Below are 23,856 nucleotides of genomic sequence, written 5' to 3' on the forward strand. Positions count from 1 at the left end.
GGGTGGGTGCCATGACCTCCGCAGCCACGACCTCCGCCCTCGATGTCCTTCACGATGTCTTCGGCTATGAGGAGTTCCGGGGTCAACAGGCTGCCATCGTCGACCAGGTTGTCGGCGGCGGGGATGCGGTGGTGCTCATGCCCACCGGCGGCGGAAAATCCCTGTGCTATCAGATTCCCGCCCTGGTCAGGCCCGGTACCGGCGTGGTCATCTCCCCGCTTATCGCGCTCATGGCCGATCAGGTGGCGGCACTGGAGAACCTCGGTGTGCGGGCGGCCTATCTCAACTCGTCCCTCGATTTCGAGACCGCCCAGCAGGTCGAGCAGCAGCTGCTCGCCGGCGAGATCGACCTGCTCTACCTCGCACCCGAACGTCTCGTCCTGCCGCGGACCATGCGACTGCTCGAGCAGGCACAGATCTCCCTGTTCGCCATCGACGAAGCCCACTGCGTGTCCCAATGGGGACATGACTTCCGCAGCGACTATCTGGGACTCGGCGTCCTGGCCGAACGATTCCCCGATGTTCCGCGCATCGCCCTGACAGCCACTGCCACACCGGCCACTCACGCCGAACTCACCGAGCGTCTCCACCTCCAAGATGCCGAGCACTTCGTCGCGAGCTTCGATCGACCCAACATCACCTACCGGATCGAGCCGAAGGCCTCGGCCAGGTCGCAGCTGCTCAACTTCATCACCACCGAACACCCCGGGGATTCCGGCATCGTCTACTGTCTGTCCCGGCGCGGAGTCGACCAACTGGCCGAAGCGCTCGTCGCCCGCGGCCTCACCGCTCTGCCCTATCACGCGGGGCTGCCTTCCGAGGTACGCGCGGAGAACCAGGCGAGATTCCTCCGCGAGGACGGCATCGTCATGGTCGCCACGATCGCCTTCGGCATGGGCATCGACAAACCCGATGTCCGCTTCGTCGCCCACCTCGATCTGCCTCGATCAGTCGAGGGCTACTACCAGGAGACCGGTCGAGCCGGCCGTGACGGACTGCCCGCGGACGCGTGGATGGTCTACGGCCTCGGCGATGTCGTCTCCCAACGTCGACTCATCGAATCCGGCGAGGGCGACCAGGTGTTCAAACGCCGCCAGATGAGCCACCTCGACTCGATGCTCGCACTCTGCGAGACCGTCGACTGCCGACGTGTGCAGCTGCTGCGGTACTTCGATGAGGAATCCGCACCGTGCGGCAACTGCGATACCTGCATGACACCGCCGGTGACCTGGGACGCGACCGTGGCCGTGCAGAAGCTGCTGTCGGCAGTCATCCGCCTCGACCGAGAACGCGGGCAGCGTTTCGGTTCGGGCCAAGTCATCGATGTGCTGCGCGGCAATGACAACGACCGGTCCAGGGCCTCGGACCATGAGAGCCTGAGCGTCTGGGGCGTCGGCGACGACCTGTCCGAGAGCCAGTGGAAGACCGTCATCCGGCAGGTGCTCGCCCGCGGCCTCCTCGAATCCCATGGGGACTACGGTGTGCTTGTGGTCGGCGAGAACGCCGGCCCCGTGCTGCGCGGAGAGGAGGAGATCTCACTGCGCGTCGACCCGGTGAGGAAAGCCGGAGCGAAGAAGGCCGGATCAAGTCGCCGAGGCGGCCTCGAAGTCGAACTCGACCCCGCCGATGCCTCCCTGTTCGAGGCACTGCGCTCCTGGCGAGGAGAGCAGGCGAAGGAGCAGGGCGTGCCCGCCTACGTCGTGTTCCCCGATGCCACGCTCTACGGCATCGTCGAGGTCAAGCCGACGACGATCAGCGAACTCGGTCAGGTCAGCGGAGTGGGGCTGAAGAAGCTCGACCGCTACGGCGATGCCGTGCTCGAAGTGCTCGCCGCCCACGCAGGCTGAGAATCATGCCCCCTGTTACTACCCGACGGCGGCCCAGCAACCTGGCGCGAGGTTGCTGGGCCGCCGTCGGGTAGTCCTGGGAGGTCAGTTGGTCTTCGTGACGGTGACGTCGATCGGGGTCGGGTTAGTGAAGATGTCGAAGAGGGGGCAGTGGGCGTCCACGGTCTCCTGCAGCTTCTGGTAGTCCTCGTTGCTGTCGGGTCCGGCGATGTTGACGCTCACGCGCACGGACGAGAATCCGGGCCGCACGGTCTCATCGGCGCCGAAGAGTCCCCTCACATCCAGGTCGCCTTCAGCGCTGACATCAAGTTCGTCGATGGTCAGTCCGAGGTTCTGGGCGTAGAGGCGGTAGACGACGACCTGGCAGGAGATCAGTGCGCCGAGGGCGTACTCGACAGGATTCGGGGCGGCGTCGTCGCCGGCCAGCGGGGTCGGTTCGTCGACAGTGAAGGTGTGGCGGCCGGCGGTGATGACCGAGGACACCGAACCGCGGGCGGTGCCCGAGGCCGAGAACGTCAGCTGCCCGTTCTTCGCCGACGCGGCCAGCCGTTCGTTCCATGCCTCTCCGGCCGTGGTCAGTCGCGTGGCGCGTTCTTCGTCGCTGATGGCGATGGTCGTGTCGAACTCGGTGGTGGCTGCAGTCATGAGGGTGGACTCCTGATCGAATGGTCGAGCGTGTGGTCGAGATCGTGCGGGTCGGTGCTGATCTCAGACTAGAAACGATCGCCCAGCGGCGTCCTCCCCACCGTCGGCTGCCGTCGTCTGGCGTCATGAGCAGAACACAATTCGTCATCAGCCGACGCACGGTAGCCTGGAAGGCAGACGAACCCACCGGTTCCCCCACCACGCGGAAGGCGACGATGACGACCTCTGACCGGACAGCCACCTCGGCGAACTCAACTGGCTCCCCGAGTTCAATCACCCGCGCGGACTGCGAACAACGCGATGCGAACGATCCTCTGCGTGATTGCCGCGAGGAGTTCCTGCTCCCGGAAGGCACGATCTATCTCGACGGGAACTCTCTCGGCGCGCGCACAAAGGGAGCCGCAGAACGCGCCCAGGAAGTCATCACCGACGAATGGGGCACCGGCCTCATCGGGTCATGGAACACCGCCGGCTGGTGGGATCTGCCGGCAAAGCTGGGTGAGAAGGTCGCCGGGCTCGTCGGCGGCGGGGCCGGGTCGACCGTCGTCACGGACACGACGTCGATCAATCTGTTCAAGGCCGCCTCGGCGGCGCTGAAGATGCAGGCCGAGGACTCCTCGGACCGGCGGGTCATCCTCACCCAGCGGGAGAACTTTCCCTCCGATATCTACATGCTCGAAGGATTGGCCGAGCAGCTCGGCGACGGATACGAGGTCCGCCTCGTCGACGATGAGGAAGTCACCGCAGGGTTCCCGACCACGATGTCCGACGAGGTGGCCCTCGTCGTCCTCACCCATGTGAACTACCGGACCGGTCGGCTCTTCGATATGGGCACGACCACCTCGGCGATCCATTCCGGCGGAGCCATGGTCATCTGGGACCTGTGCCATTCGGCCGGTGCTCTGCCCATCGATCTGGCCGGAGCCGGGGCGGACATGGCGATCGGCTGCACGTACAAGTTCCTCAACGGCGGACCCGGGTCTCCCGCATTCATCTGGGTCGCCGAGGCGCTGCAGAACCGATTCAGCCAACCTCTGTCGGGGTGGTGGTCGCATGCGCAGCCCTTCGAGATGGCCCCGGACTACCGGCCGGCCGACGGTATCCGCCGCTACCTCACCGGAACGCAGGGAATCCTGTCGATGTCCGTGGCAGAGCTCGGCCTCGACATCCACTCGCGGGTGGACATGGAACAGATCCGGGAGAAGTCCCTGGCCCTGTCGGACCTGTTCATCGACCTCGTCGATGAGCGATTGGCCGATCACCCGGTCGAGGTCGTCACCCCACGTGAACACGCCCATCGCGGATCCCAGGTCTCGATCCGGCATCCGGAGGGGTTTGCGGTGATGAGTGCGCTCATCACGCGCGGAGTCATCGGCGACTACCGTGAGCCGGAGGTGCTGCGGTTCGGGCTGACACCGCTCTACATCGGGTTCACCGAGATGTGGGACACCGTCGAGGCCCTGCGCGACATCCTCGACAACCGGCTCTGGGACACCCCCGCGCACAAGGTCCGCGGCGCCGTCACCTAATTGCTACCCAACGGGGGCGCAGCAACCTGGCGCCAGGTATCTGGGCCGCCGTCACCTGCGTTGGGACGTGGCCGCTCAGGCGTCCGAAGCCGCAGAAGTTTCGATGACATCGGCGTTGACGCCGAAGTACGGTTCACCCGCCTCATTTCGCGGGCGGCTGGCGGCAAGAGTCTTGAGCAGATTGCTGCCCCGCTCCCCGGTGATCGGGTCGAGATCGAGGATGGCACACCGCGCAATCGGATCCCCGATCCGCACACGCAGAGCGCCGACGTCCAGCACGTTCACCGTCACATCCCGGCCTCGCCAGGTTTCTTCGATGAAAGGTTCGTCCGTGCCGAGGACGAGGGTGGCACGGAAGCGGGCGGCCTCATCAAGCAGATCGTGGTGACCGGACTGTTCGGCGAGTTCCCTCATCGACGCGGTCGTGACGATCGACAGGCCAGCTCCGTAGATCACGTCTCCACGATATGCGCGGGCCAGCCGCACCGGCTTTCCCAGCCACTCGGAGGCGAGTGCCGAATGCGGGCCGTCAGTGAGTTCGAGGTCGATCGGTCGCTTCCAGTAATTGCAGGTCAGGCGCTGACCCGAGCCGGCTGGCACCCCGGTGGCAGAGCGCCCGTCGGGCAGGGTGATCGTCAAAATGTCGTCGACGAGTGAGGTGGTCATGCGGATGAGCCGAGGATTCTGCACGGTCTTGAGCACCTGTCGTCGTTCGACATCGACGAAGCAGAACTCACGATCGCCGACCGGTCCGTGAACGTCGACGGCTGCGCTCGGTCGAGCCTCGTGTCGTGTGCCTTTGACGTGGGCGAACCCGAGCGATGGCACTCCGAATTCCCGCGCAGAAGCAGGTGACGGCGGCCCAGATACCTGGCGCCAGGTTGCTGCGCCGCCGTCAGGTAGTAATTGGGGCATGGGGGTTGCGCCTTCCTGTGATGGCGTAGGTGCCGATGGCCACCGCTCCGATGGCCAGGACCGTGCCGCCGATGATGACGGCTCCGGGGATCGTGGCGATCGTGCCGAGCACTCCCACGGTGACTCCGGAGAAGGTCTGCATCCCGGGGCCGAACGTCGCATAGGAGCCGATGACGCGGCCGCGGATCTCCGGCGGCGCTTCGAGTTGGATGATCGCCATCTCGGTCGACTCGGCGGTGATCTTCGAGACTCCGGCGATGACGAGCATGATGACGGCCACCCACAGGTGCGAGGTCAGGGCGAAGAACAGAGAGCTGATGCCCATCGCCGCGGCGGCCAGTGCCGCGGCAGCCGGAACGGCCTTGATCCACCCGGTCGCCTCAAGCCCGAAGCCCCCGAGCACCCCTCCTGCACCCATGGCGAAGAGCAGCACGCCATAGGTGAAGTCACTGTCCCCGCCGACCGGATTGAGGATGTCGCCGAACACCGGCATCGCCGTCTGCAGCACCGCCCCGATCGTCGTCGAGGCGAGCGCGGCCAGCAACAGCATGCCGACGATCGCGCGATTGTGGCGAACGTCGATGAGCACCCGCAGCGACTGGATGAGAGTCGTCCGCGCGGTGCGCACTCCTCCGCTGCGCAGATGCCCGGTGAAGGGGGTGCGAATGAGGAAGATCGTCAGCGGCAGATAGAAGACGATGTTGATGAAGATGCCCCACGTGGCACCGACCCCGAGCAGCAGAGCGGAACCGACGACGGGACCGAAGAGGATGCCGAGGCTGCGGAACGTCGCATTGAGCCGGACAGCGCTCGGCAGCTCCTTCCGATCGACGAAGTCATGGAGCATCATCTGCTCGGCAGGACCCCACAGACATCCGGCAAGGCCATGGATGACGAGCAGCACGCAGGCCTGCCACAGCTGCAGAGAGTCCGTGAGGAAGAGGATCCCCCAACACAGGGACACGACCATGAACATGATCTGTCCGATCTGGATGAGGCGGCGGCAGTCGAAGCGTTCGGCCAGAGACCCGGCATAGACGGACAGGAGCAGGAAGGGCAGCCAGTGGCTGATGAGCTGGAATCCGACGAGCGCCGGGGATTCGAACTTCTGCCACAGCACCCAATAGGTGATGACGTGCTCGATATTGTCGCCCATCATCGCCGTGCCCGATCCGATCAGATAGGGCGCAGTCTTCCAATTGCGAAGCACGCTAAAACGGCGCGGACCGGCGGCACCGCCGTTGTCCTCGGAGAAATCGCTCACTCCCCCATTCTCACACCGGCGGAACGGACCGGCACCGACCTCTTGTCTGCTGGGATCGAGGCGAGGACAATGATCCTTGATCAAGGAGGATCTTATGTCCACAGCTCAACCGCCGACGTCCACCCGCCCGAACTCCGCCCTTGTCGTCATCGACGTCCAAAACGGCGTCATGCAAGCCAGTTGGAACTCCGAATCGGTCATTTCCACGATCTCCCATCTCGTCGACCGTGCCCGGAACACCGGCACTGAGGTGGTCTGGGTCCGGCACAGCTCCGGTGAGCTGCCGATCGATTCCCCGCAATGGCAGATCGTCGACACGCTCTCCCCCGCTGAGGGCGAAGCGATCATCGAGAAGACCCACGGCAATACATTCGAGGGCACGGACTTCGAGGAGGTGCTCGCCGGAAAGAACGTCGGCCACCTCATCGTCACCGGTGCCCAATCTGATGCCTGCGTGCGCTCGACCATCCACGGCGGATTCGCCCGCGGCTACGACGTCACGCTGGTCTCCGACGCCCACACCACCGAGGATCTCACCGAATGGGGTGCTCCCCCACCGGAGCAGGTGGTCTCACACACGAACCTCTATTGGCAGTTCGAATCCGGTCCCGGCCGGCAGGCTCGCGTTCAGGAATCGAGCGAGGTCGACTTCACCAAACCCTGATCGTCCCAGCTCTTGCCACCCCGGAGTCTGCCATCATTAGTCCATGAGTGAAGACATCCGCAGCATCGAACTGACCCGCATCGCCGAAAACCACTACCGCGCCACCGCCCCGAGCGGAGCAAGCATCGAATTCGGCCGCGGCGAAGGCCTCATGACCCCCGTCGAACTGCTGCTGGCCGCCGTTGCCGGCTGCTCGTCGATCGACGTCGACACCGTCACCAGCCGTCACACCGAACCCACGAAGTTCGACGTCTCCGCGACCGCGGACAAGATCGACGAAGACGGAGCCTCTCGTGTGGACAACGTCCACCTCGACTTCGACCTCGCGTTCCCCGACGACGAGGAGGGCCGGAAGGCCGATGCCCGCATCGAACGCCTCGTCGGGCTCTCCCATGACAAGTACTGCACTGTCTCCCGCACCGTCGAACACCCCACGAAGGTCGACTTCAGCATCCGTCGCGACTGACGTCGCGATTCGTCACGGCAGATCCTTCGCCGAGGCGGACCGCCGTTCCGTACGGACGTGATCCTCAGCTTTCGGCGAGCCGCTTCTTCTCGACCTCGACGTCGAAATCGGCTGCCGGCCACTGCGGGTCGATGTCGACCAGGGCATCGAGCAGCAGCCGCTGCACGGCCAGCCGGGCGTACCATTTCCGGTTCGCGGGCACGACGAACCACGGGGTCTCCTCGGTGGAGGTGCGGTCGAAAACGGCCTGATAGGCGTCCATGTAATCCGGCCACAGGAGTCGTTCGTCGACGTCACCCGGGTTGTACTTCCAGTACTTGTCCGGCCGTTCGAGGCGTTCGGCCAGACGCTCTTTCTGCTCGTCCGGAGAGATGTGGAGCATGACCTTGACGATCCGCACTCCCGCCGCGATCAGTTCAGCTTCGAAGTCGTTGATGGCGGTGTAGCGGCGCTCGATCTCGGTCTCGTCGGCGAGTTCACGAACGCGGCCGATGAGCACATCCTCGTAGTGTGAGCGGTCGAAGACTCCGATCATGCCGGGCCCGGGCACGCGCGGTCGGATGCGCCAAAGGAAGTCGTGGGCTAGTTCCTCTTCAGTCGGTTTCTTGAAGGCGGCGAGCTCGACACCCTGCGGATCGACGGCTCCGACGACGTGGCGGACGATTCCGCCTTTGCCCGCCGTGTCCATGGCTTGCAGGACGAGGAGGACGGCGGGACCGCAGTCCTCGTCGTGGTGGGCGGCGAAGAGGCGCTCCTGCAGGTCGTTGAGCTCAGCAGACAGCGCTTCGAGATCTTTCTTCCCGCTCTTCTTGTCCCCGTCGTAGCCGGGGGTGGATTCGGGATCGACCTCGCCGAGGCGGAATCCCTCCCCAGCGCGCAGTAGTGGTGCAGGATCGGTCGTCCAGTTGCTCGTCGGCTCACACATGCGTTCATCTTTCCAGGTGGGAAGGGCCGCGTCTATACCGACAACTCACCGCCGAGGCGGCTGCTGAGGTCCGTCGATACCCGGCAGCGGATTCTCATTCGTCAGTCCGCGCCGACGCCTGTCCGCAAGGTACCCCTGGTAGGCCGCATCGCGTTCGCTCGCAGTCATCTGCGGCTTCGGCTTGTCAATGACATTGCGCAGAGCCGCGAGCGCCGTCAGCACCGCCAGACCGGACAGCGCCACGGCCACCCAGATCATCGTGACAAGCAGGCTCGGCGGGTTCTCAAAGACGTGCACACCGGCGAAGAAGATGAGGAAGGCAAATCCGAGATACGGCAGCAGCAGCCACAGCGCGACTTTGTAGCCGCCGATCATCATCGGCATCATCATGCACGTGCTCCACGCCATGCCGCCGATGAAGAAGAGCAGAACGAGGAAGAAGCTCGCCGGATCGGCATTGAGTTCCGCGGCAACCGTTCCGGGAACGGCCCGCACGCCGAGAAAGAACGGCCAGACCAGCGCCACCAGGGAGACGATCACTGCGGAGGCGACCACGCCGAGGAGAATCAGCGGAATGAGACCCTCACGCCGGAACCCGTCATCCGGTCGTTTGTGCTCCATGAACAGGAACGGGAAGAAGAAGGCGAGGCCTGCGGCACAGATTCCCATCCACATCGCATCCGCTTCGATGATGTCGAAGTTGTTGCTGACCATCAGCCCCGTCGAGGCGAGCCAGATGAAGAAGGTGAAGAACAGTGCCCCGAACAACGAGACCCCGAGGACGCGCACAAAGTCACGCGTCCATGTCGGAACCGGTTTCTCCTCATGCAACGGAAGTGGCCCCGGTGGCGGCGGTCCGGGCGGTGTCTCACTCATGATTTCATCGTCGCACACCCACAGGCGCCCCATACAGGCAGCGATGTGTCAGCCTCGACACCGCTGATTTCGACGAAGCGAGACACCGACGTCCTCAATCCGGTTTCCGGAACACCGACGGCAGCTTCTTCTTCACGCGCTGTCCGGTGTCCCGGTACGACCATTGCCGCATCGGCTGCGGCACCCGCCACTGCAGCTTCCACGCGAGCATGCGGAAGCCGAAAGCGGCGGCCGCGATGATGAGTGAGGCGATGGCACCCAACAGTCCGGTCACCTCGGCGATGATCGTCAGCCCCGAACCGAACAGGGCGGGGATGAGGTAGAGGTCGGTGCCGCGGAAGATCGCCGGATCCTCACTGGCCACGGCATCGCGCATGAGCCCTCCGCCGCACGCGGTCAGCGCACCCATGAGCAGCGCCGCCGGATAGTTCGTCCCGGCCGCGAGCGCGATCGTCGTGCGGGTGACGCTGAAGAGGCCGAGGCCCATCGCGTCGAAGGCGACGATCCAGATCCGTGCGCGGGAGATGTGGGAGCCGATGATGTAGATGAGCAGGGTCGCGATCACCGGTGGGGCGAGGTAGATCGGTTGGCCGATGGCGTTGGGCACCCGGTCGAGGAGCACATCGCGGATCATGCCTCCGCCGATGCCCGTCATCGTGCCCAGCACCAACCCGCCGGTGATGTCGAAATTGCGTCGCGCGGCCAGCAGCACTCCGGAGACTGCGAAGACGAAAGTGCCGGTGAGGTCGAGGGCGAGGAACAGGAACTCCTGCAAGTTCATCTCCACCTCGGCTCCTCTCGTCGCTCCGTGCCCGGCCCGGTGCCGAGCGTCCTACCAGCCACTGTAATCCGCTTCGACATCCAGTGAGCCATTTGTCTGGTGTTCCGTTCCCCATCGCCGAGGCGGCCGCTAGGCTGAGGAGATGACGCAGCCGACGCTCATCCTCGTCCACGGCGCTTTCGCCACTTCCTTCTCTTTCGCCCCGCTGCAGGCCGAACTCGCCTTCCACGGAGTGCGCTCGGCTGCGGTCGACCTGCCGGGTCACGGTTTCGCCGCCACCTTCCCGCTCGGGTATCAGGCGCCTCAGGACCTTGCCCAGTTCACCTCGGAGTCGGGATCGATCAGGGGTGTGACCGTCGACGACAATGTCCGGGCTCTCACCGAGGAGGCCGCCCGCGCCAAGGAGCACGGACCGGTGGTCATCGTCGCTCACAGCCGCGGCGGGGCCACGCTGACAGCCTTGGCGAATGCGCATCCGGAGCTGATCGACCACATGGTCTATGTCTCCGCATGGGCACCGGTGGACCTTCCAGCCGCTGAATACAATGCCGAACCCGAGATGGAGACCGTCGACGCTGCGGCTCTCGCCCGGGCCCTGGCCGGTGACCCCGGGCAGCTGGGTCTGCTGCGCTGCAATTTCCGCCAGGCGGACCCGGAGGTCCTCGACGGGTTGAAAGCACTCTTCTGCGCCGACGTCAGCGATGACGAATTCCGCGTCTTCTTGGGCTCACTCCAGCCGGATGAAAACCTCGACGTGGGAGGTCCCGAACATCGGGCGCAGGCGGGCACGTGGGGGACGATCCCGCGCACGTTCGTCCGCCTCGGCGAGGATCGGAGCCTGCCGGCCGCGATGCAGGATCGCCTCATCTGCGAAGGCGATGCGCTCACCCCGGACAATCCCTACCGGGTGCGCACGCTCGCGTCGTCCCATGTGGGATGGCTGATCCATCCCGCCGAGGCGGCCGTACAGTTGGCGCAGATCGCCGCCGAGGTTGCCGCGGAGTCCGACAGGTAAAGCGCGAGTGCGAACTGACGGGGCCCCGACCGTGACGGTCGGGGCCTCTTCCTCCGCCGAGGCGGGTGGCGAACTCAGCTGAGCTGGAAGTTGTCCGGGTTCTTGTAGGGTTCGATCTCGACGACCGGGGTGCCCTTGCCCATGAGCAGTTTGGAGATGGGGCAGCGAGCGTGGGCACGGGCAGCGTACTTCTCGGCGTCGGTGTCCGAGACCCCTTCGATGGAGATGAAGGCTTTCGGGGCGAAGTAGAAGCCGTTGCCGGAGGGTTCGTTGTGCAGTTCGACCTCGACGCGCACGCGTGAGAGCGCTTCGATCTCATTGACAGCGAGGACGACCTTGAGCGTTTCACCGAGACAGGTCGACCAGGCCATGGCGAGGAACTGTTCCGGGTTGTTGCCTTCTTCGACCCGTGAGGTCGGGGCAGTGGGCAGGGTCTGGCCGTCTTCGACGCGCACCTCACCCGAGGTGCCGCCGAGGTTCTCGACCTTCGCGGTGTAGATCGGCGCACTCGGGCTCTTCGGCTCATCCGCGTCTCCGGTCGGAGCCTGCGGCTGGGCGTATCCGGGTTTCTCAGTCATTGCACCATGCTACGACAGGCACGCAACAAGGTCACTGGCGTTTCAGTGAATGGTCAGTGACAAAACCCGCAGACCCATCCGCCGCCCCGGCGGCTCCGAATCATCACTATGAATCGGAAAACCCGTGCAGCCCACCGTTTCCGCGGCACGTCGGCAGGCGTCGTCGCCGCAGTCATGATGTTCGGTCTCGCCGACCTCATCGCGCGTGCCTTCACCCCGAGTGCGGCACCGCTGCTCACCCTCGGTCAGGCGATCATCCCACTGGCCCCCCCGGCGGCGATCAAACCCGTCATCGCCCTCTTCGGCGACAACGACAAGCTCGTCCTCGTCGTCTCCACCGGGCTCGGGGCGCTCGTTCTCGCCGGGCTCATCGGAGCCCTGGCCGCCTCCCGCCGGCGTCTGGCCACGACGCTGCTGCTCATCGCCGGGCTCGTCCCCCTCATCGTCATCGTCCTGCGCCCCGAGGCGGGCGCCCTCGACATCATTCCCACGCTCATCGGCATCGCGGGGGGTGTCGCGGTCTTCGTCGTGCTGCTGCGCCTCGGTGTACCTGAAACTCCCGCCGAGGCGGCCGACCGTGCCGATGCCGCGCGCCGCATCGCGCCCGGTTCACGGACGTCGGAACCTTCACGAACTTCGGATCCGCTCAGCCGCCGCCGTTTCTTCGGCCTCGCCGGAGCCGTCGGCGCCATCGGAGCCGTCACCATCGCCGCTGGTCAGACCGTTGTCTCGCTGACTCAGGACGCCGGTGCCGCGATCGCCAAACTGGTTCTGCCTACCCCCGCGAAGAAGGCGGCAGCGATCCCGGCGGCCGCGAGCACCGACGTCGACGGCACAGTCCCCTTCGTCACCGAGGCGAAGGACTTCTACCGCATCGACACGGTGCTCTCACCGCCGGTCATCGACCCTGAACAGTGGTCTCTGCGCATCCACGGCATGGTCGAGAACGAGGTCACCCTGACGATGGACGACCTCCTCGACCTGCCTCTGGAAGAACACCACATCACGCTCACCTGCGTATCCAATCCCGTCGGCGGGGATCTCGTCGGCAATGCGACCTGGCTCGGTTATCCCGTGCGCGAACTCCTCGCCCGAGCCCGCCCGAGCTCGCAAGCCGATATGGTCCTCTCCCATTCCTTCGACGGATTCACCGCCTCGACACCGATCGGTGCACTGACCGATGACCGTGCCGCCCTGTTGGCGGTGGGCATGAACGGCGAACCGCTCACCCCGATCCACGGTTTTCCCGCCCGCCTCGTCGTTCCCGGACTCTACGGTTTCGTCTCCGCGACGAAGTGGGTGACCGAACTCGAGGTCACCCGCTTCGATGAGAAGACCGCCTACTGGACCGACCGGGGGTGGGACGAGAAGGCCCCCATCCTCGTCGCTTCCCGCATCGAGGTCCCCAAGCCGTTGGCCAAGGTCGCTGCCGGGGACCTCCGGGTCGGCGGCACCGCTTGGGCGCAGCGCTCAGGGATCGAGCGCGTCGAGGTCAAACTCGACGACGGCGAATGGACGCGGGCGGATCTGGCCGAGGAGGTCACGATCGACACCTGGCGGCAGTGGCGGGCCGAATTCGCCGAGGTGGCCGCGGGCTCCCATACCCTCACCGTGCGCGCCACGGACAAGGACGGCACGGTACAGACGGGGAAACGAAGGGATTCGATTCCGAACTCGGCCACCGGGCACCATCACATCCAATTCCGCGTCGAATGACGGTCCCCGGGGCCGCCTCGGCGAAGGAATTCTTAAGATTTCTTCCCCATCCACCCATCCGAATCCGACACCACACCGAATACCCAGTACACAGCGAGCAATGGAGACCACTTCACAGCTGTGGGATCATCCGCATCACTGTTTTAAGGAGAAGAACAATGAAGACTCTGCTTCGCACACGCACCGCCACCATCCTCTCGGCCGGAGCCATCGGCCTCCTGGCACTGAGCGGCTGCGGCATGGATTCCGGCTCCGGCGGGGAGGAATCCGGCTCGGATTCGGGCAGCTCCGAATCGCAGCCGGCTGACTCGGCCGAATCCGAGATGCCCGACGAATCCGGTGACTCATCCATGGCCGATACCGATCTCGTCGGCAAGGGTTGCTCGGCTTACGCCGAGGCGAACCCCGACGGGGCTGGATCTGTCGAGGGCATGGGTCAGGATCCTGTCGCCACCGCCGCCTCGAACAACCCGATGCTCACGACCCTGACCAAGGCGGTCTCGGGTGAGCTCAATCCCGATGTCGACCTCGTCGACACTCTCAACGGCGACGAATTCACCGTCATCGCCCCGATCGACGATGCGTTCGCCGATGTGCCGAAGGACGACCTCGACGCCCTGGCCAAGGATTCGGATCAGTTGACGAAGGTGCTGACCTACCACGTCATCCCCGGTCAGCTCTCCCCCGATGAGATCGCCGGTGAGCACGAGACCGTCGAAGGCTCGAAGGTGAAGATCTCCGGTGAGGGCGAGGACATGAAGTTCGACGATGCCGGACTGGTCTGCGGCGGGGTCAAGACCGCCAACGCCACGGTCTACATGGTCGACGCTGTGATGATGCCCGGGAAGTGACGACGACACACCGAATGGTGGTAGCCGGGGAACGATCAATGCAGTCGCGATCGGGCCCCGGCCGCCGTCGTCTTCCCCTGCCCCCTGGACTCGGCACGACGCGCAGTCCGAGGGATGACATGATTGGTCAATGAGTTCAGACGATCCGACGGCGTTTCGGCACGGACCCCCGGGGTCCGATCGGCAGGAGAACCACCCACCGGCCGTTGCCGACGCCGGAATCGCCTCGGCGGTAGCGGCCACCGCATCGGATCCCAGCGGTGAGCTGCTGCTGCGGATCGCTGCAGGCGATCGGTCCGCGTTCGACGAACTCTTCACCACCCAATCGCGCATCCTCATGGCCGTGATCCTCCGGATCGTCAAGAGCCGATCACTCGCCGAGGAGGTCCTGCAGGAATGCTTCACCGAGGTGTGGACGCGGTGTTCGGGCTTCGACCCGGCCCGGGGAACGGGCAGGGCATGGCTGGTCACCCTGTGTCGCAGACGGGCCATCGACTGTGTGCGCAGCGTTCAGTCCCAGCAGGACCGTGACTTCGCCGACGGGCTGCGCACCTCCGCCGAGGCGGCTGAGGGAGTCGAGCAGACCGTGATCGATCGGGCGGAGTCGGACCGCACGGTCTCCGCGTTGAAGATCCTCCCCGAGGAACAGAGCACGCCGATCGTCATGGCCTTCTATCAGGGTCTGACCCACGCTCAGATCTCGGAGGATCTCAAGGTGCCGCTGGGTACCATCAAGTCACGGATCAGAGACGGAATGAAGAAGCTGCGAGACGAGTTGGAGGCGAGTCGATGAGCACCGATCGTGATTATCTGGCCGCCGGCCTGGCCTTGGGCGGGCTGAGCGACTCCGAGCTCGCCGAGGCTCAGGCACTTGCCGAGTCCGATGCCGACTTCCGCGCTGAGGTCGCTTCCTATTCCGACGTCATGGCCGAAGCAGCCGAGTCCGATGAACCAGTCGAGGTCAGCTCCTCGACTCGTGAGACGATTCTGTCGATCCCCGAGAACCACGCCCAGGAGCCGGCACAGGAACCGACTCCGGAGACGTCGTCAGCCGCCGAGGCGAAGGCCCCACCGGCCGGTGAGACCTCGGCTCCGCCCATCGCCGCTGATGCCTCCAACGATCCTCAGCCGGCACCGACGTCGCTGAGCGACCATCGAGAGGCACGCAGGCCCGACCCCCGCGCTGAAGGCGCAGGAGATCCACAGCCTCGCCGCATCTCCTGGTTGCCGTGGGTCGCGGCCGCGGCCGCGATCGTTGTCGCCGCCGGTCTCGGCGGGACCCTCTGGCAGCAGCAACAGCGGCAGAACGCCCTGGAAGAGGAGCTGGCCGCGACTCAGCAGCAGTTGGATGATTCTGCCCGTCTCATGGAGGCCAGTGATCTGCGTACGCACACCGAGAAGCTGCCCGAGGGCGGCTCTGTCACTGTTCTCTCTTCCAAGAGCGAGCAGCTCATCCGCCTCAGCCCCAAAGACATCGGACAGCCACCGGCCGGAAAGTCGATGCAGATGTGGGTCATCGGTGCCGACGGCCCGGAAAACGCCGGCCTGATGGCGGATGAGCCGGTGACCATCACCGGCGAAAAGTTCACCGACGGCAGCGTCTTCGGTATCACCGTCGAACCCGAGGGCGGTTCGAAGCAGCCGACCACGGATCCGATCGTCGCCATCGACCTGTAGGGCCGCGAGGAGTAGGCTTCGTCGCACCGGCGAAGGAGCTGACATGTCCGATTTCGAGTGGGATCCGGAGACCTACCTGGCGCTCATGGCCGAGGAGATCCCCGATTACCCGCGCCTGCAGACCGAGGTGGCAGCTGCGGCGGCCACCGGGGCACCGAGGTCAATCCTCGATCTGGGCGTCGGCAGCGGACTGACAGCACAGCGCGTCCTCGAGGCACTCCCGGAGGCCGAGCTGCTCGGCATCGACGCGAGTTCCGAGATGCTCTCCGCTGCCGAGTCGACCCTTGACCCGGAACGCACCCGGTTGCAGCTGGGCCGCCTCGAAGAATCATTGCCGAAGGGGCCGTTCGACCTGGTCATGTCCACGCTCTCCGTCCATCATCTCGACGGCCCCGGCAAGGCCGACCTCTTCGCCCGCATCGCGGCGGTGCTCGATTCCGGCGGGAGGTTCGTCCTCGGTGACCTCATCGTGCCCGCCGATCCGGCGGACGTCGTCACACCGATCGATTGGGTCGACGACACGCCCAGCTCCCTCGAGGAGCAGCTGACCTGGTTCGCCGAGGCGGAGCTGACCACCCGCGTGCACTGGCAGCACCGGGACCTGGCCGTCGTCGTCGCTGAAAAGCGGGACTGAGAACGTCGGTTCATCTGTTCCACCACCCGTGGGAGTAACGCGTCGCGAAATCCCCACTGCGGCGGATACCGGCAGCACACGGCACTGTCTAAGCTGGAAGGATGACGGAGGAACAGGCGGGAAACCCTCGAACGGCAAGCTCAATGGCAGGTTCGTCGGCCGAGAACCGCAACCCAACGCGGGCCGATCTCTGGATCGTCGCGGCGCTCGCGGCGGGATCGATGATCTTCTCATGCCTCTACTACGCCACCGGGCAATGGCCGTTCAAGGCTCCCCTGTGGGCGGCGTGTTTGGCATCGGCGGCAGTAGCGGTACCTCTGATCTACCGTCGTCGATTCCCCAGCCAGGTCGCATGGATCCAAGCAGCCATCTACGTCGCAGCGCAGGTCCTCAGTGCTTTGGAACCGGCCGTTTCCCAAATCGCACTGTTTATGGGCCTCTATTCGATCGGCGCATGGCAGGCCGATCGCCGCAAGGCCTTCATTTCGCGACTGCTGCTGTGCATTTCGATTTTTGTGTATGCCGTGCTGTCGATGTCCTTCCAGTTCCAGGCGGTCGAGAACATGTCAGTACTCCAGATCGCCGCTGCTGTCGGGGTGAACCTTCTGACGAACGTCGCCTATTTCGGAGGAGGATGGATCTTCGGCAATCGCGCGTGGAGACAACGACGTCTCATGGCTGACCTTCGCGCGGCCAACGCGGAGGTGCGTGAGCAGGAGCAGCAACTGACCCGGCAGGCTCTCGACCTCGAACGCGTACGCATCGCAAGGGAACTCCACGATGGAGTCGCCCACCATATCGCCGGGGTCGGAATCCACGCCGCTGCCGCACGTCGCAGCCTTGAGAAGAACCCCGCCAAAGCCAAGGAATCGCTCCAGGTCATCGAATCCTCGACCCGCGAGACCGTCGACGAACTCCGCGCCCTCGTCTACACACTGCGTGATACGGACTCGGCGACCGACGACACGGCGGCCACGGACAACGCGACCGCTCCGGGAGGCCAGGCGGCGGACCTTCCCGCCGACAATGGGACGGCGGCATCAACGAAGGGCAACCCCAGCCTCGGCGATCTCCCGGAACTCATCGAATCGGCCCGACGATTCGACCAAACGGTCGAGTACGCGACGATCGGGGAGCCTCGCCCACTCACTCCGATCACCGAGATGTCGATCTATCGCGTCATTCAGGAATCCCTGACCAACTGTTCTCGCTACGCGGGCGCCGGCGCCGAGGTGGACGTACGGCTGCGCTACGGTCGCACCGACCTCGAGGTCGAGGTCAGTGATTCTCGCCCGACAGGCGGTGCGGCCACGTCTGTTTCCGCTGGTGCCCGGCCCCAAGCCGAGGGACGAACTCAGAGCGAAGGACTGGGATTGGGCATCGTCGGTATGCGGGAGAGGATGAGCGCCCTCGGCGGCAGCCTCGAAGCCGGCCCGAAGTCACGCGGCGGTTGGCTCGTCCGTGCTCGCATCCCTTACCCGCGCAGCACTGTCTGCCCGGACGACACGGCTTCTTCTGACGATCCAGCTCCGGAGACCCACAACCGCCCCGACAATTCAGCGAAGGCATCCACATGATCCGAGTCCTCCTCGTCGACGACCAATCGATGGTCCGCACTGGCTTCCGTACAATCCTCGAATCCGAAGACGGCATCAAGGTCGTCGGTGAGGCCGAGAACGGGCAGATCGCCATCGACAGGGCACTCGAATTATCTCCCGATGTCATCTGCATGGACGTGCAGATGCCTGTCATGGATGGGCTCGAGGCGACAGAGGAGATCGTTCGCCGCGGTGCTGCCGGAGCCGTCCTCATGCTCACGACCTTCGACCGCGACGACTTTCTGTTTCGGGCTCTGGCCGCTGGTGCCAGCGGGTTCCTTCTCAAAACCGCCGAGGCCGAGCAGCTCATCGACGCAGTGACCGCCTTGGCCGCCGGAGACGGCCTGCTCTCCCCCGAGGTCACGCGCCGGGTCATCGAAAGGTCAGTGTCGACCCCGGAACCGGCGGCACCCAGCGCCCCGGAACTCGAGCACCTCACCGACCGCGAGCTCGAGGTGCTGAGGCTGGTGGCAACGGGGGCCAGCAATTCCGAGATCGCCGGAAATCTCTTCGTCGGTGAGGCGACCGTGAAGACCCACGTGTCGAACCTGCTGTCGAAGCTCGGCATCCGCGATCGCATCCACGCCGTGATCTGGGCCTACGAGCATGGAATCGCGAAGGTCGGGGGCTGAGACCGTAATCCCGGCGTCCCAACAGGCAAGACCATGACAACAACGGGAGTATTATATGGGTCATCGGACAGCCATCCGGTCGTCCGTCACTCCCCCACCTGACCCCACCACTGCGTTCACGGTCGAACCGACGCATCACAGCTAGTCCCCCTTGGCTGTGTCACTGCGACGACCGGAAAGGTAGCATCCGATGCACAGCTCGGACGATTTCGTCCCCGTCGACCCCGCCTACGACCGTCTTGTGCATTTGGCGCCGACGCGCAGCCGAGAATCGAATCAGATCCTCGATCTGCTCCGCTCCGGCCGCTCTGTCATCGTGGTTTGTCTGACCGGCGACGGCGCCCTGGATTTCGGACGATCGCTGGCCGTTGCTCTTGGTCGTACCGATGAGTCCCTGCTGCGGATCAGTGCCCACACCACCGCCGAGGAGGTCGCGGAGTTCGTCGACGCCAGCAGGCTCAGCGGTGGACCGAGGATCATGAGCGGGGCCCACCTGCTCACGGACGACACCGCGTCCGTGATCGACCAGGCTATACACGTCTCTCGAGTACCGGTGGCCTACCTCGTCGATGGTGATCTTCTGCGCACGGTCCATCAGGGCGGCAACAGTGTGCTCAAGCAGATCGCCATGAGCTGGAGCGCCGGTGAAGTCGATCGCATCGATCTGGCGCCGCTCACAGGCAGCGAATCCATGGCACTCGTGGCGGGACTGTCTGCGACGACTCCACTCGATGACCTGCAGCTGCGCACTTTGGCGGCGCTGTGCGGGGGCAGGCCATTGGTCGCGGCCGATCTCGTCGCCTGGGCGGAAGAGGACCCAGATCGAGTTCCCCGCCACTACCCGCACGCCAGCTTCGATACGCCGTTCTTCGGCACCAGGGTGCTGTCGCGACTTGCTCCGCTGTATCCGCGGATGCCTGATTCCACACTCATCGCCGCTCGCCGCCTCGGCGATCTCAGCCCCATGCCCACCCGAACGGCGAAACAGCTCTTCGGGGATTCGGCCGTCTCTCGTCTGATCGACCTGCGTCTGGCCCGAGAGTTCGAGGTCAGCGGTCAGCCGTCCGTGGCGGTCCCGCCCCTGCACATCGATGCCATGGCCAACCAACTCATCGGAGAGGCCGATTCCACGGACGAGGAGAAATTCAACCGTCGGCTCGCGATCCTGTGGAAAGCCGGCTATCCGGTCGGTGAAGCCGCGGAGATCGGTCTGGCTCGTGATGTCATCAGTGCGGGCCGCGAGATCGACCGCTCCGATGCGGTGCTCCTGCTCAAAGCGGCACGCACCCTCAACCGCCTCGGCGATCCCTTGGAGGCGACGATCATGCTCCACCTGGTTGAGGATGTGGCCAGGAACGATGCACCGTGGTTGCTCGAATGGGAGTTGCAGACGATCACGGCCCGACTCTTGAGCGGCGATCGGGTCGGAGCGATCGCCCTCATCAGAACCGGTGTCGAGCACGGACCTCTGGGCTGCGAGCGCGAATCGGTTCTGTTCGAGCTGCTCTTCACGGCCGCTGCGGCGCTTGCGGGTGAACCCGAACTTCCCCAGTGGTGGACCGACCACCTGCGAGACGAAGTCGATCCGGTCATTCCGGGTATCGCGAACCTCGTCACCTCGTTCGCCGGGAGCGGGATGACCCGCCTCGAGGACGCTCGCGCGGTCGCCGATTCGCAGTCAGCGCCACATGCTCTGCGCTTCGCCGCATATGCGGCTCTGTGCCAGTATCACCTCAAGACGGACAACGCAGAGGCACTCATCGCAGCCGCCAAGGAAGGCTACGAATACTACGTCGGACTCACCGGGGCCAACCCCAGGTCACTGTCGGGTTTCACGTACACCATGGCCTGGTATTTCATGGTCGGAGCGACGGTGAACTGTCTGCTGGCCGGGATCGAACCGCAGCGATCGGAACTCATCACCCGCAAACTGTTGGAAGCCGCGAGCGGGGCCTCCACCCACTGCGGCTGGCAGCTGAATGCAACGGCCTCCTGGTGCATCGGCATCCAGCGCCTGCTCGACGGAGAGACCGATCTGGCCGCACGGGACTATGAGGCCGTCGCAGCCACTGTCACCCCGGCACTGCTGGCGGTGGGATGGGGATTGCGCGACACCCTTGGACGGTGGCAGCGCAGCAACGCCCCGTACTATCGCCCGACGTCGGGCGATGTCTCGCTTCCCGCGCAGGGCTATCGCTTCCACGACGGCTTGGCTGCCTTCCTACTGGGACCCGGGGCGACGAATCCGGGACCGATGCCTGCATGGATGCATACCGTGTTCGCTCATGCGCGGTTCCTCGACGGCACCATCACCGCCGCCGAGGCGCTGGCGAGCCTTCCCGACGAATCCGCCGACCTGAATCTGCCCGGACCGCGCGCCGCACGCCGGCACCTCGATGCATCGGCCGATGAGGACGCCGAGGCGCTCCTGACCGCCGGTCTGGAACTGCGGTCCGTCGGCTACCGGGGTGCCGCCCGCCACGCCTTCGCCGAGGCCAGGGCACTGTTCCTCAGTCAGCGGCTCAGTTCCCGTGCACGCGTGGCCGGTGAGGCGCTCGATGCGCTGCGGCAGAGAGCGGTCACGCCTCCGGAAGATCCGCAGCCGCGCGAGGACACCGCGATCTCCGATGCCGCGGCTCCGTCCGTCACTTTGACCGACCGAGAGCTCGAGGTGTGCCGGCTCGTCGCTGAGGGGCTGACGAATGTGCAGATCAGTCAGCGCCTCGTCCTGTCGGTGCGCACGGTCGAATCGCATGTGCTGCAGGCTCGAGCGAAGCTCGGTGCCGAACGGCGCCGCGATATCCCGAAGCAGATGCTCAAGCTCCGCGACACCGGCCGAATCAATGCCGTGAGCCGCGCGAAGGCTTAACCCTCTTCGTACGGGACTGAGCGTCCGCCTCGGCGGGGGTATCGGTCTTCGGTTTCTCGCCCTTCGGGCGGACCGGGCGGCCCGACCACCAGACGTAGAAACCCGCGGCCAGGAAGCCGGCAGCCATAATGACGATCCACCGGGGGAAGCCGGGCAGGTCGGATTCGGCGAGTCCTGATTCCTGGTCGGCCGCAGGCGTCGGATAGACACGTTCGGCGGTGACGAGGATCCGCTGGGAGTTGATGCCCAGCGGCGTGCACGTCACGAGAGTGACGAGGTCACGATCGGAGATCGTGCCCAGTGATTCGGTCTCGTCAGGGTCGACGACCTGAGTACGCACGACCTGGTAGCTGAGCACCTGGCCGAAGGTCGTGAGTGTGAAGCGATCGCCCTTGCCCACCTTGTCGAGGTTCGTGAACATCGTCGCATCGGCGAGTCCTCGGTGTCCGGTGATGACCGAATGGGTGCCGTCCCCTCCGACGGGCAGACTGGTCCCTTCGAGATGGCCGAGACCTTTGAGCAGGGTCGCGTCGTCGGTGCCGTGGTAGACGGGCAGGTCCACATCGATGGAGGGGATCCGCAGACGGGTCATCACACCGGGTCCACCGTCGTCGAGCACATCCTCGTACGCCGGAGCACCGGCTGCCGAGGTGCCTTTCCCCGAAGGCAGACGGTGGTTCGACTCCAGCTGCGCACCGGACTCGAGGGCCTGGTTGTACTTGTGGGCGAGCGCGATCTGACGTGCGTTCTCGGCCTTGTCGCCTTCGGTCACCCCCGCTGAGTTGTCGATGATCTTCGACTGGTCGAGCTGAGAGAACCACGCCGCCGCACTCGGGTACGTCCAGATGCCCAAACCGGTCAGGGCGATGAGCGCGATGACGAGGGAGAGGATGGGCACGCGCCAGCGGCGCCCGTCGGTGGACGGACGCCGCGTGGACGTGCCCGGCACGGCAGTCTTGGTGGAATGCCTGCCCTCAGGTGAGTGGGTCACACCTGGTTCTTACGGCGGTTGGCTGCGACGATGCCTGCACCGCCGGCGATGAGCATGAGGCCGATTCCGGCGATCATCGCGAGCAGCTTGCCGTCAGCACCGGTCAGCGGCAGCTCGGGGTGGCCCTGCTGAGTGTTGGCGAACTCGTACTTGACAGCCGCAGTGGTGGCGCCGGCCTTCACGGTCGCCTCGTTGAGTGAGTCGTCGAGGATGTAGCCGGTCGGAGCCTTCGTCTCCTTGACCCAGTACTTCTTCTCAGTGACGTCGTTGTTGCCGACCCACAGGGTGATCGAAACGGTGCCGTCAGCTGCAGTCTTGACCGAGGCGACCTTGTTCTGGCCGTCCTTGTCGGAGAAGATGTCGAACTCGGCTCCGGCGAGGGTGTGTGCCTTGTCGCCGGCGACATGCTTGATGATCTGCAGCGAGCCCCAGTTCGTGCTCACGGCCGGGGTCTCGACGGTCGAATCGTTGGTGTTGACGAGCGCGGTGTTCTCGATGGAGCCGTCACCCTGAGAGGTGACCTTCGTGGTGATCGTGGCGACGACCTTCTGCCCGGACGTGAGCTTGCCGAGGCCGACCTTGGTGAAGTTGATAGTGATCTTCTGACCACTTTCATCGATCGTGTAGTCGGTGCCTGCGGTGAAACCGGCGACCTTGGCCGAGACATATTCCAGGCGCGAGTCGACCTGGTCGACGATCGAGAACTTCTTGAATCCGTTGTTCGCTTCGGGAATCGGTGCGGTGATCTTCCAGTCAACGGTCGAACCGATGACGGGTGCCGAGGGGTTCGAGACCTCTTTCGTTGGCTGCGTCTTGTTCACCGAGTTCTTCGGGTAGACGTTGACGTCATAGAGCCATTTGCCGCTCGACTGCGACAGCGGCAGCGTGACGAGAAACGGATCCGTGGTCGAGGTCGCGTTCGTCGGAGCCTTGGTCTCTTCCACGAGGTAGAGGCCGAGGGGCAGACCTTCGAAGGTCGCGAGTCCGCCGTTTGCGGTGGTCTTCGCGACGCCGTTGCCCAGCGAGAATCCACCGGCCTTGACCTCGGAGGCCTTGAGCCCGCTGATGAGGTCCCAGCCTTCAGGGGTCTTCAGGTCGATGGCCTGGCCACCCTTGGCCGTGACCTGCTTGACCGTGAACTCGGCGCCGTCGAGCGGGGTGCCGAGGTTCGAGGTGTCGGTCTTCACCGAGCCGTCACCACCGTCGGTACCGTAGGCACCGTCGTACTTGTGGACGATGATCGAGCCGGAGCGTCCGGTGTCGATGTTGCCCACATTGCTATCGGCCTGCGCCGTGCCGGCCATGCCGAGCACGCTCAGCGAGGCGATCGCGGCCACCGCGGTCAGACGCCGCAGAAGACCCAGTTTCCTGTTTTTCATTGTT

Annotated in this window: 22 protein-coding genes; 13 read left to right on the forward strand and 9 right to left on the reverse strand. The window is 65.0% G+C overall.

Annotated features, from left to right (window positions below; all coding sequences use genetic code 11):
• Positions 1-11: 11 nt before the first annotated feature.
• Positions 12-1,847, forward strand: a complete 1,836-nt coding sequence (gene recQ, locus SB749_RS04075) for a DNA helicase RecQ (protein ID WP_410709174.1) — start codon at positions 12-14, stop codon at positions 1,845-1,847.
• An 84-nt stretch (positions 1,848-1,931) separates the two neighbouring features.
• On the opposite strand, the gene SB749_RS04080 is transcribed toward recQ, so the two are convergent.
• Positions 1,932-2,492, reverse strand: a complete 561-nt coding sequence (locus SB749_RS04080; RefSeq protein ID WP_410709175.1) for an OsmC family protein — start codon at positions 2,490-2,492, stop codon at positions 1,932-1,934.
• A 125-nt stretch (positions 2,493-2,617) separates the two neighbouring features.
• Here SB749_RS04080 and kynU point away from each other — a divergent pair, with 125 nt between their 5' ends.
• Positions 2,618-4,021 carry a kynureninase gene (gene kynU, locus SB749_RS04085; protein ID WP_410709176.1) on the forward strand — a complete coding sequence of 468 codons (1,404 nt, stop codon included), beginning with the start codon at positions 2,618-2,620 and terminating at the stop codon, positions 4,019-4,021.
• Between the two features lie 75 nt (positions 4,022-4,096).
• On the opposite strand, the gene SB749_RS04090 is transcribed toward kynU, so the two are convergent.
• On the reverse strand, positions 4,097-4,849 hold the full coding sequence (locus SB749_RS04090) for an MOSC domain-containing protein (RefSeq protein ID WP_410709177.1): 753 nt from the start codon (positions 4,847-4,849) through the stop codon (positions 4,097-4,099).
• A 67-nt stretch (positions 4,850-4,916) separates the two neighbouring features.
• Positions 4,917-6,200 (reverse strand): MFS transporter, encoded by a 1,284-nt coding sequence (locus SB749_RS04095; RefSeq protein ID WP_410709179.1) that lies wholly within the window; start codon positions 6,198-6,200, stop codon positions 4,917-4,919.
• A gap of 94 nt (positions 6,201-6,294) precedes the next feature.
• On the opposite strand from SB749_RS04095, the gene SB749_RS04100 reads away from it, so the two are divergent.
• Complete coding sequence (locus SB749_RS04100; protein WP_410709181.1) at positions 6,295-6,864, forward strand: cysteine hydrolase family protein; 570 nt, start codon at positions 6,295-6,297, stop codon at positions 6,862-6,864.
• A 43-nt stretch (positions 6,865-6,907) separates the two neighbouring features.
• On the forward strand, positions 6,908-7,330 hold the full coding sequence (locus SB749_RS04105) for an OsmC family protein (RefSeq protein ID WP_101547144.1): 423 nt from the start codon (positions 6,908-6,910) through the stop codon (positions 7,328-7,330).
• A gap of 64 nt (positions 7,331-7,394) precedes the next feature.
• Here SB749_RS04105 and SB749_RS04110 read toward each other — a convergent pair whose 3' ends face one another.
• The 3 genes from SB749_RS04110 to SB749_RS04120 all read right to left on the reverse strand — a co-directional run bounded on the left by SB749_RS04110 (position 7,395) and on the right by SB749_RS04120 (position 9,912).
• Positions 7,395-8,255, reverse strand: coding sequence for a PPK2 family polyphosphate kinase (locus SB749_RS04110; protein ID WP_410709183.1), 861 nt, complete (start codon positions 8,253-8,255; stop codon positions 7,395-7,397).
• A gap of 45 nt (positions 8,256-8,300) precedes the next feature.
• A complete protein-coding gene (locus SB749_RS04115; protein ID WP_410709184.1) occupies positions 8,301-9,131 on the reverse strand; it encodes a hypothetical protein in 831 nt (276 codons plus the stop codon).
• 94 nt (positions 9,132-9,225) lie between these two features.
• Complete coding sequence (locus SB749_RS04120) at positions 9,226-9,912, reverse strand: trimeric intracellular cation channel family protein (protein ID WP_410709926.1); 687 nt, start codon at positions 9,910-9,912, stop codon at positions 9,226-9,228.
• A 142-nt stretch (positions 9,913-10,054) separates the two neighbouring features.
• Between SB749_RS04120 and SB749_RS04125 the strand changes: the two genes are divergently transcribed.
• A complete protein-coding gene (locus tag SB749_RS04125; RefSeq protein WP_410709185.1) occupies positions 10,055-10,927 on the forward strand; it encodes an alpha/beta hydrolase in 873 nt (290 codons plus the stop codon).
• A 74-nt stretch (positions 10,928-11,001) separates the two neighbouring features.
• Here SB749_RS04125 and SB749_RS04130 read toward each other — a convergent pair whose 3' ends face one another.
• Positions 11,002-11,505: an OsmC family protein gene (locus SB749_RS04130; protein WP_370034924.1), complete on the reverse strand. Its 504-nt coding sequence runs from the start codon at positions 11,503-11,505 to the stop codon at positions 11,002-11,004.
• 108 nt (positions 11,506-11,613) lie between these two features.
• Between SB749_RS04130 and SB749_RS04135 the strand changes: the two genes are divergently transcribed.
• The 8 genes from SB749_RS04135 (at position 11,614) to SB749_RS04170 (ending at position 21,482) form a co-directional block, all read left to right on the forward strand.
• Positions 11,614-13,221, forward strand: a complete 1,608-nt coding sequence (locus SB749_RS04135; protein ID WP_410709186.1) for a molybdopterin-dependent oxidoreductase — start codon at positions 11,614-11,616, stop codon at positions 13,219-13,221.
• 158 nt (positions 13,222-13,379) lie between these two features.
• Positions 13,380-14,072: a fasciclin domain-containing protein gene (locus tag SB749_RS04140; RefSeq protein WP_410709187.1), complete on the forward strand. Its 693-nt coding sequence runs from the start codon at positions 13,380-13,382 to the stop codon at positions 14,070-14,072.
• Between the two features lie 130 nt (positions 14,073-14,202).
• The gene (locus tag SB749_RS04145) at positions 14,203-14,865 is read left to right on the forward strand and encodes a sigma-70 family RNA polymerase sigma factor (RefSeq protein ID WP_410709188.1); all 663 of its coding nucleotides are present in this window, start codon (positions 14,203-14,205) and stop codon (positions 14,863-14,865) included.
• Positions 14,862-15,749: an anti-sigma factor domain-containing protein gene (locus tag SB749_RS04150; RefSeq protein WP_410709190.1), complete on the forward strand. Its 888-nt coding sequence runs from the start codon at positions 14,862-14,864 to the stop codon at positions 15,747-15,749. Before SB749_RS04145 ends, SB749_RS04150 begins: the two co-directional genes overlap by 4 nt.
• Before the next feature lie 43 nt (positions 15,750-15,792).
• Positions 15,793-16,383 (forward strand): class I SAM-dependent methyltransferase, encoded by a 591-nt coding sequence (locus SB749_RS04155; RefSeq protein WP_410709191.1) that lies wholly within the window; start codon positions 15,793-15,795, stop codon positions 16,381-16,383.
• A gap of 101 nt (positions 16,384-16,484) precedes the next feature.
• A complete protein-coding gene (locus SB749_RS04160; protein WP_410709192.1) occupies positions 16,485-17,960 on the forward strand; it encodes a sensor histidine kinase in 1,476 nt (491 codons plus the stop codon).
• The gene (locus tag SB749_RS04165) at positions 17,957-18,613 is read left to right on the forward strand and encodes a response regulator (RefSeq protein ID WP_410709193.1); all 657 of its coding nucleotides are present in this window, start codon (positions 17,957-17,959) and stop codon (positions 18,611-18,613) included. Before SB749_RS04160 ends, SB749_RS04165 begins: the two co-directional genes overlap by 4 nt.
• A gap of 190 nt (positions 18,614-18,803) precedes the next feature.
• Positions 18,804-21,482, forward strand: coding sequence for a helix-turn-helix transcriptional regulator (locus SB749_RS04170; RefSeq protein ID WP_410709194.1), 2,679 nt, complete (start codon positions 18,804-18,806; stop codon positions 21,480-21,482).
• Here SB749_RS04170 and SB749_RS04175 read toward each other — a convergent pair.
• Both SB749_RS04175 and SB749_RS04180 read right to left on the reverse strand, forming a co-directional pair.
• Positions 21,454-22,473 (reverse strand): class C sortase, encoded by a 1,020-nt coding sequence (locus SB749_RS04175; protein ID WP_410709195.1) that lies wholly within the window; start codon positions 22,471-22,473, stop codon positions 21,454-21,456. The two genes, SB749_RS04170 and SB749_RS04175, sit on opposite strands and share 29 nt — an antisense overlap.
• Complete coding sequence (locus SB749_RS04180; protein ID WP_410709196.1) at positions 22,470-23,852, reverse strand: SpaH/EbpB family LPXTG-anchored major pilin; 1,383 nt, start codon at positions 23,850-23,852, stop codon at positions 22,470-22,472. The genes SB749_RS04175 and SB749_RS04180 overlap by 4 nt, the downstream gene beginning before the upstream one ends.
• Positions 23,853-23,856: the final 4 nt, after the last annotated feature.

Origin of the sequence: Brevibacterium sp. SIMBA_078, from assembly GCF_046534565.1 — a bacterium.
Classification (GTDB): Bacteria; Actinomycetota; Actinomycetes; order Actinomycetales; family Brevibacteriaceae; genus Brevibacterium.

Excerpts from the sequence above, each read along its gene's own strand:
- SB749_RS04180 (WP_410709196.1), bottom strand. The coding sequence starts at position 23,852 with ATGAAAAACAGGAAACTGGGTCTTCTGCGGCGTCTGACCGCGGTGGCC.
- SB749_RS04135 (WP_410709186.1), top strand. The coding sequence starts at position 11,614 with ATGAATCGGAAAACCCGTGCAGCCCACCGTTTCCGCGGCACGTCGGCA.
- SB749_RS04125 (WP_410709185.1), top strand. The coding sequence starts at position 10,055 with ATGACGCAGCCGACGCTCATCCTCGTCCACGGCGCTTTCGCCACTTCC.
- SB749_RS04110 (WP_410709183.1), bottom strand. The coding sequence starts at position 8,255 with ATGTGTGAGCCGACGAGCAACTGGACGACCGATCCTGCACCACTACTG.
- SB749_RS04160 (WP_410709192.1), top strand. The coding sequence starts at position 16,485 with ATGACGGAGGAACAGGCGGGAAACCCTCGAACGGCAAGCTCAATGGCA.
- SB749_RS04155 (WP_410709191.1), top strand. The coding sequence starts at position 15,793 with ATGTCCGATTTCGAGTGGGATCCGGAGACCTACCTGGCGCTCATGGCC.
- SB749_RS04115 (WP_410709184.1), bottom strand. The coding sequence starts at position 9,131 with ATGAGTGAGACACCGCCCGGACCGCCGCCACCGGGGCCACTTCCGTTG.
- SB749_RS04080 (WP_410709175.1), bottom strand. The coding sequence starts at position 2,492 with ATGACTGCAGCCACCACCGAGTTCGACACGACCATCGCCATCAGCGAC.
- recQ (WP_410709174.1), top strand. The coding sequence starts at position 12 with ATGACCTCCGCAGCCACGACCTCCGCCCTCGATGTCCTTCACGATGTC.
- SB749_RS04130 (WP_370034924.1), bottom strand. The coding sequence starts at position 11,505 with ATGACTGAGAAACCCGGATACGCCCAGCCGCAGGCTCCGACCGGAGAC.
- SB749_RS04170 (WP_410709194.1), top strand. The coding sequence starts at position 18,804 with ATGCACAGCTCGGACGATTTCGTCCCCGTCGACCCCGCCTACGACCGT.
- SB749_RS04100 (WP_410709181.1), top strand. The coding sequence starts at position 6,295 with ATGTCCACAGCTCAACCGCCGACGTCCACCCGCCCGAACTCCGCCCTT.
- kynU (WP_410709176.1), top strand. The coding sequence starts at position 2,618 with ATGAGCAGAACACAATTCGTCATCAGCCGACGCACGGTAGCCTGGAAG.
- SB749_RS04150 (WP_410709190.1), top strand. The coding sequence starts at position 14,862 with ATGAGCACCGATCGTGATTATCTGGCCGCCGGCCTGGCCTTGGGCGGG.
- SB749_RS04140 (WP_410709187.1), top strand. The coding sequence starts at position 13,380 with ATGAAGACTCTGCTTCGCACACGCACCGCCACCATCCTCTCGGCCGGA.
- SB749_RS04165 (WP_410709193.1), top strand. The coding sequence starts at position 17,957 with ATGATCCGAGTCCTCCTCGTCGACGACCAATCGATGGTCCGCACTGGC.
- SB749_RS04105 (WP_101547144.1), top strand. The coding sequence starts at position 6,908 with ATGAGTGAAGACATCCGCAGCATCGAACTGACCCGCATCGCCGAAAAC.
- SB749_RS04120 (WP_410709926.1), bottom strand. The coding sequence starts at position 9,912 with ATGAACTTGCAGGAGTTCCTGTTCCTCGCCCTCGACCTCACCGGCACT.
- SB749_RS04145 (WP_410709188.1), top strand. The coding sequence starts at position 14,203 with ATGAGTTCAGACGATCCGACGGCGTTTCGGCACGGACCCCCGGGGTCC.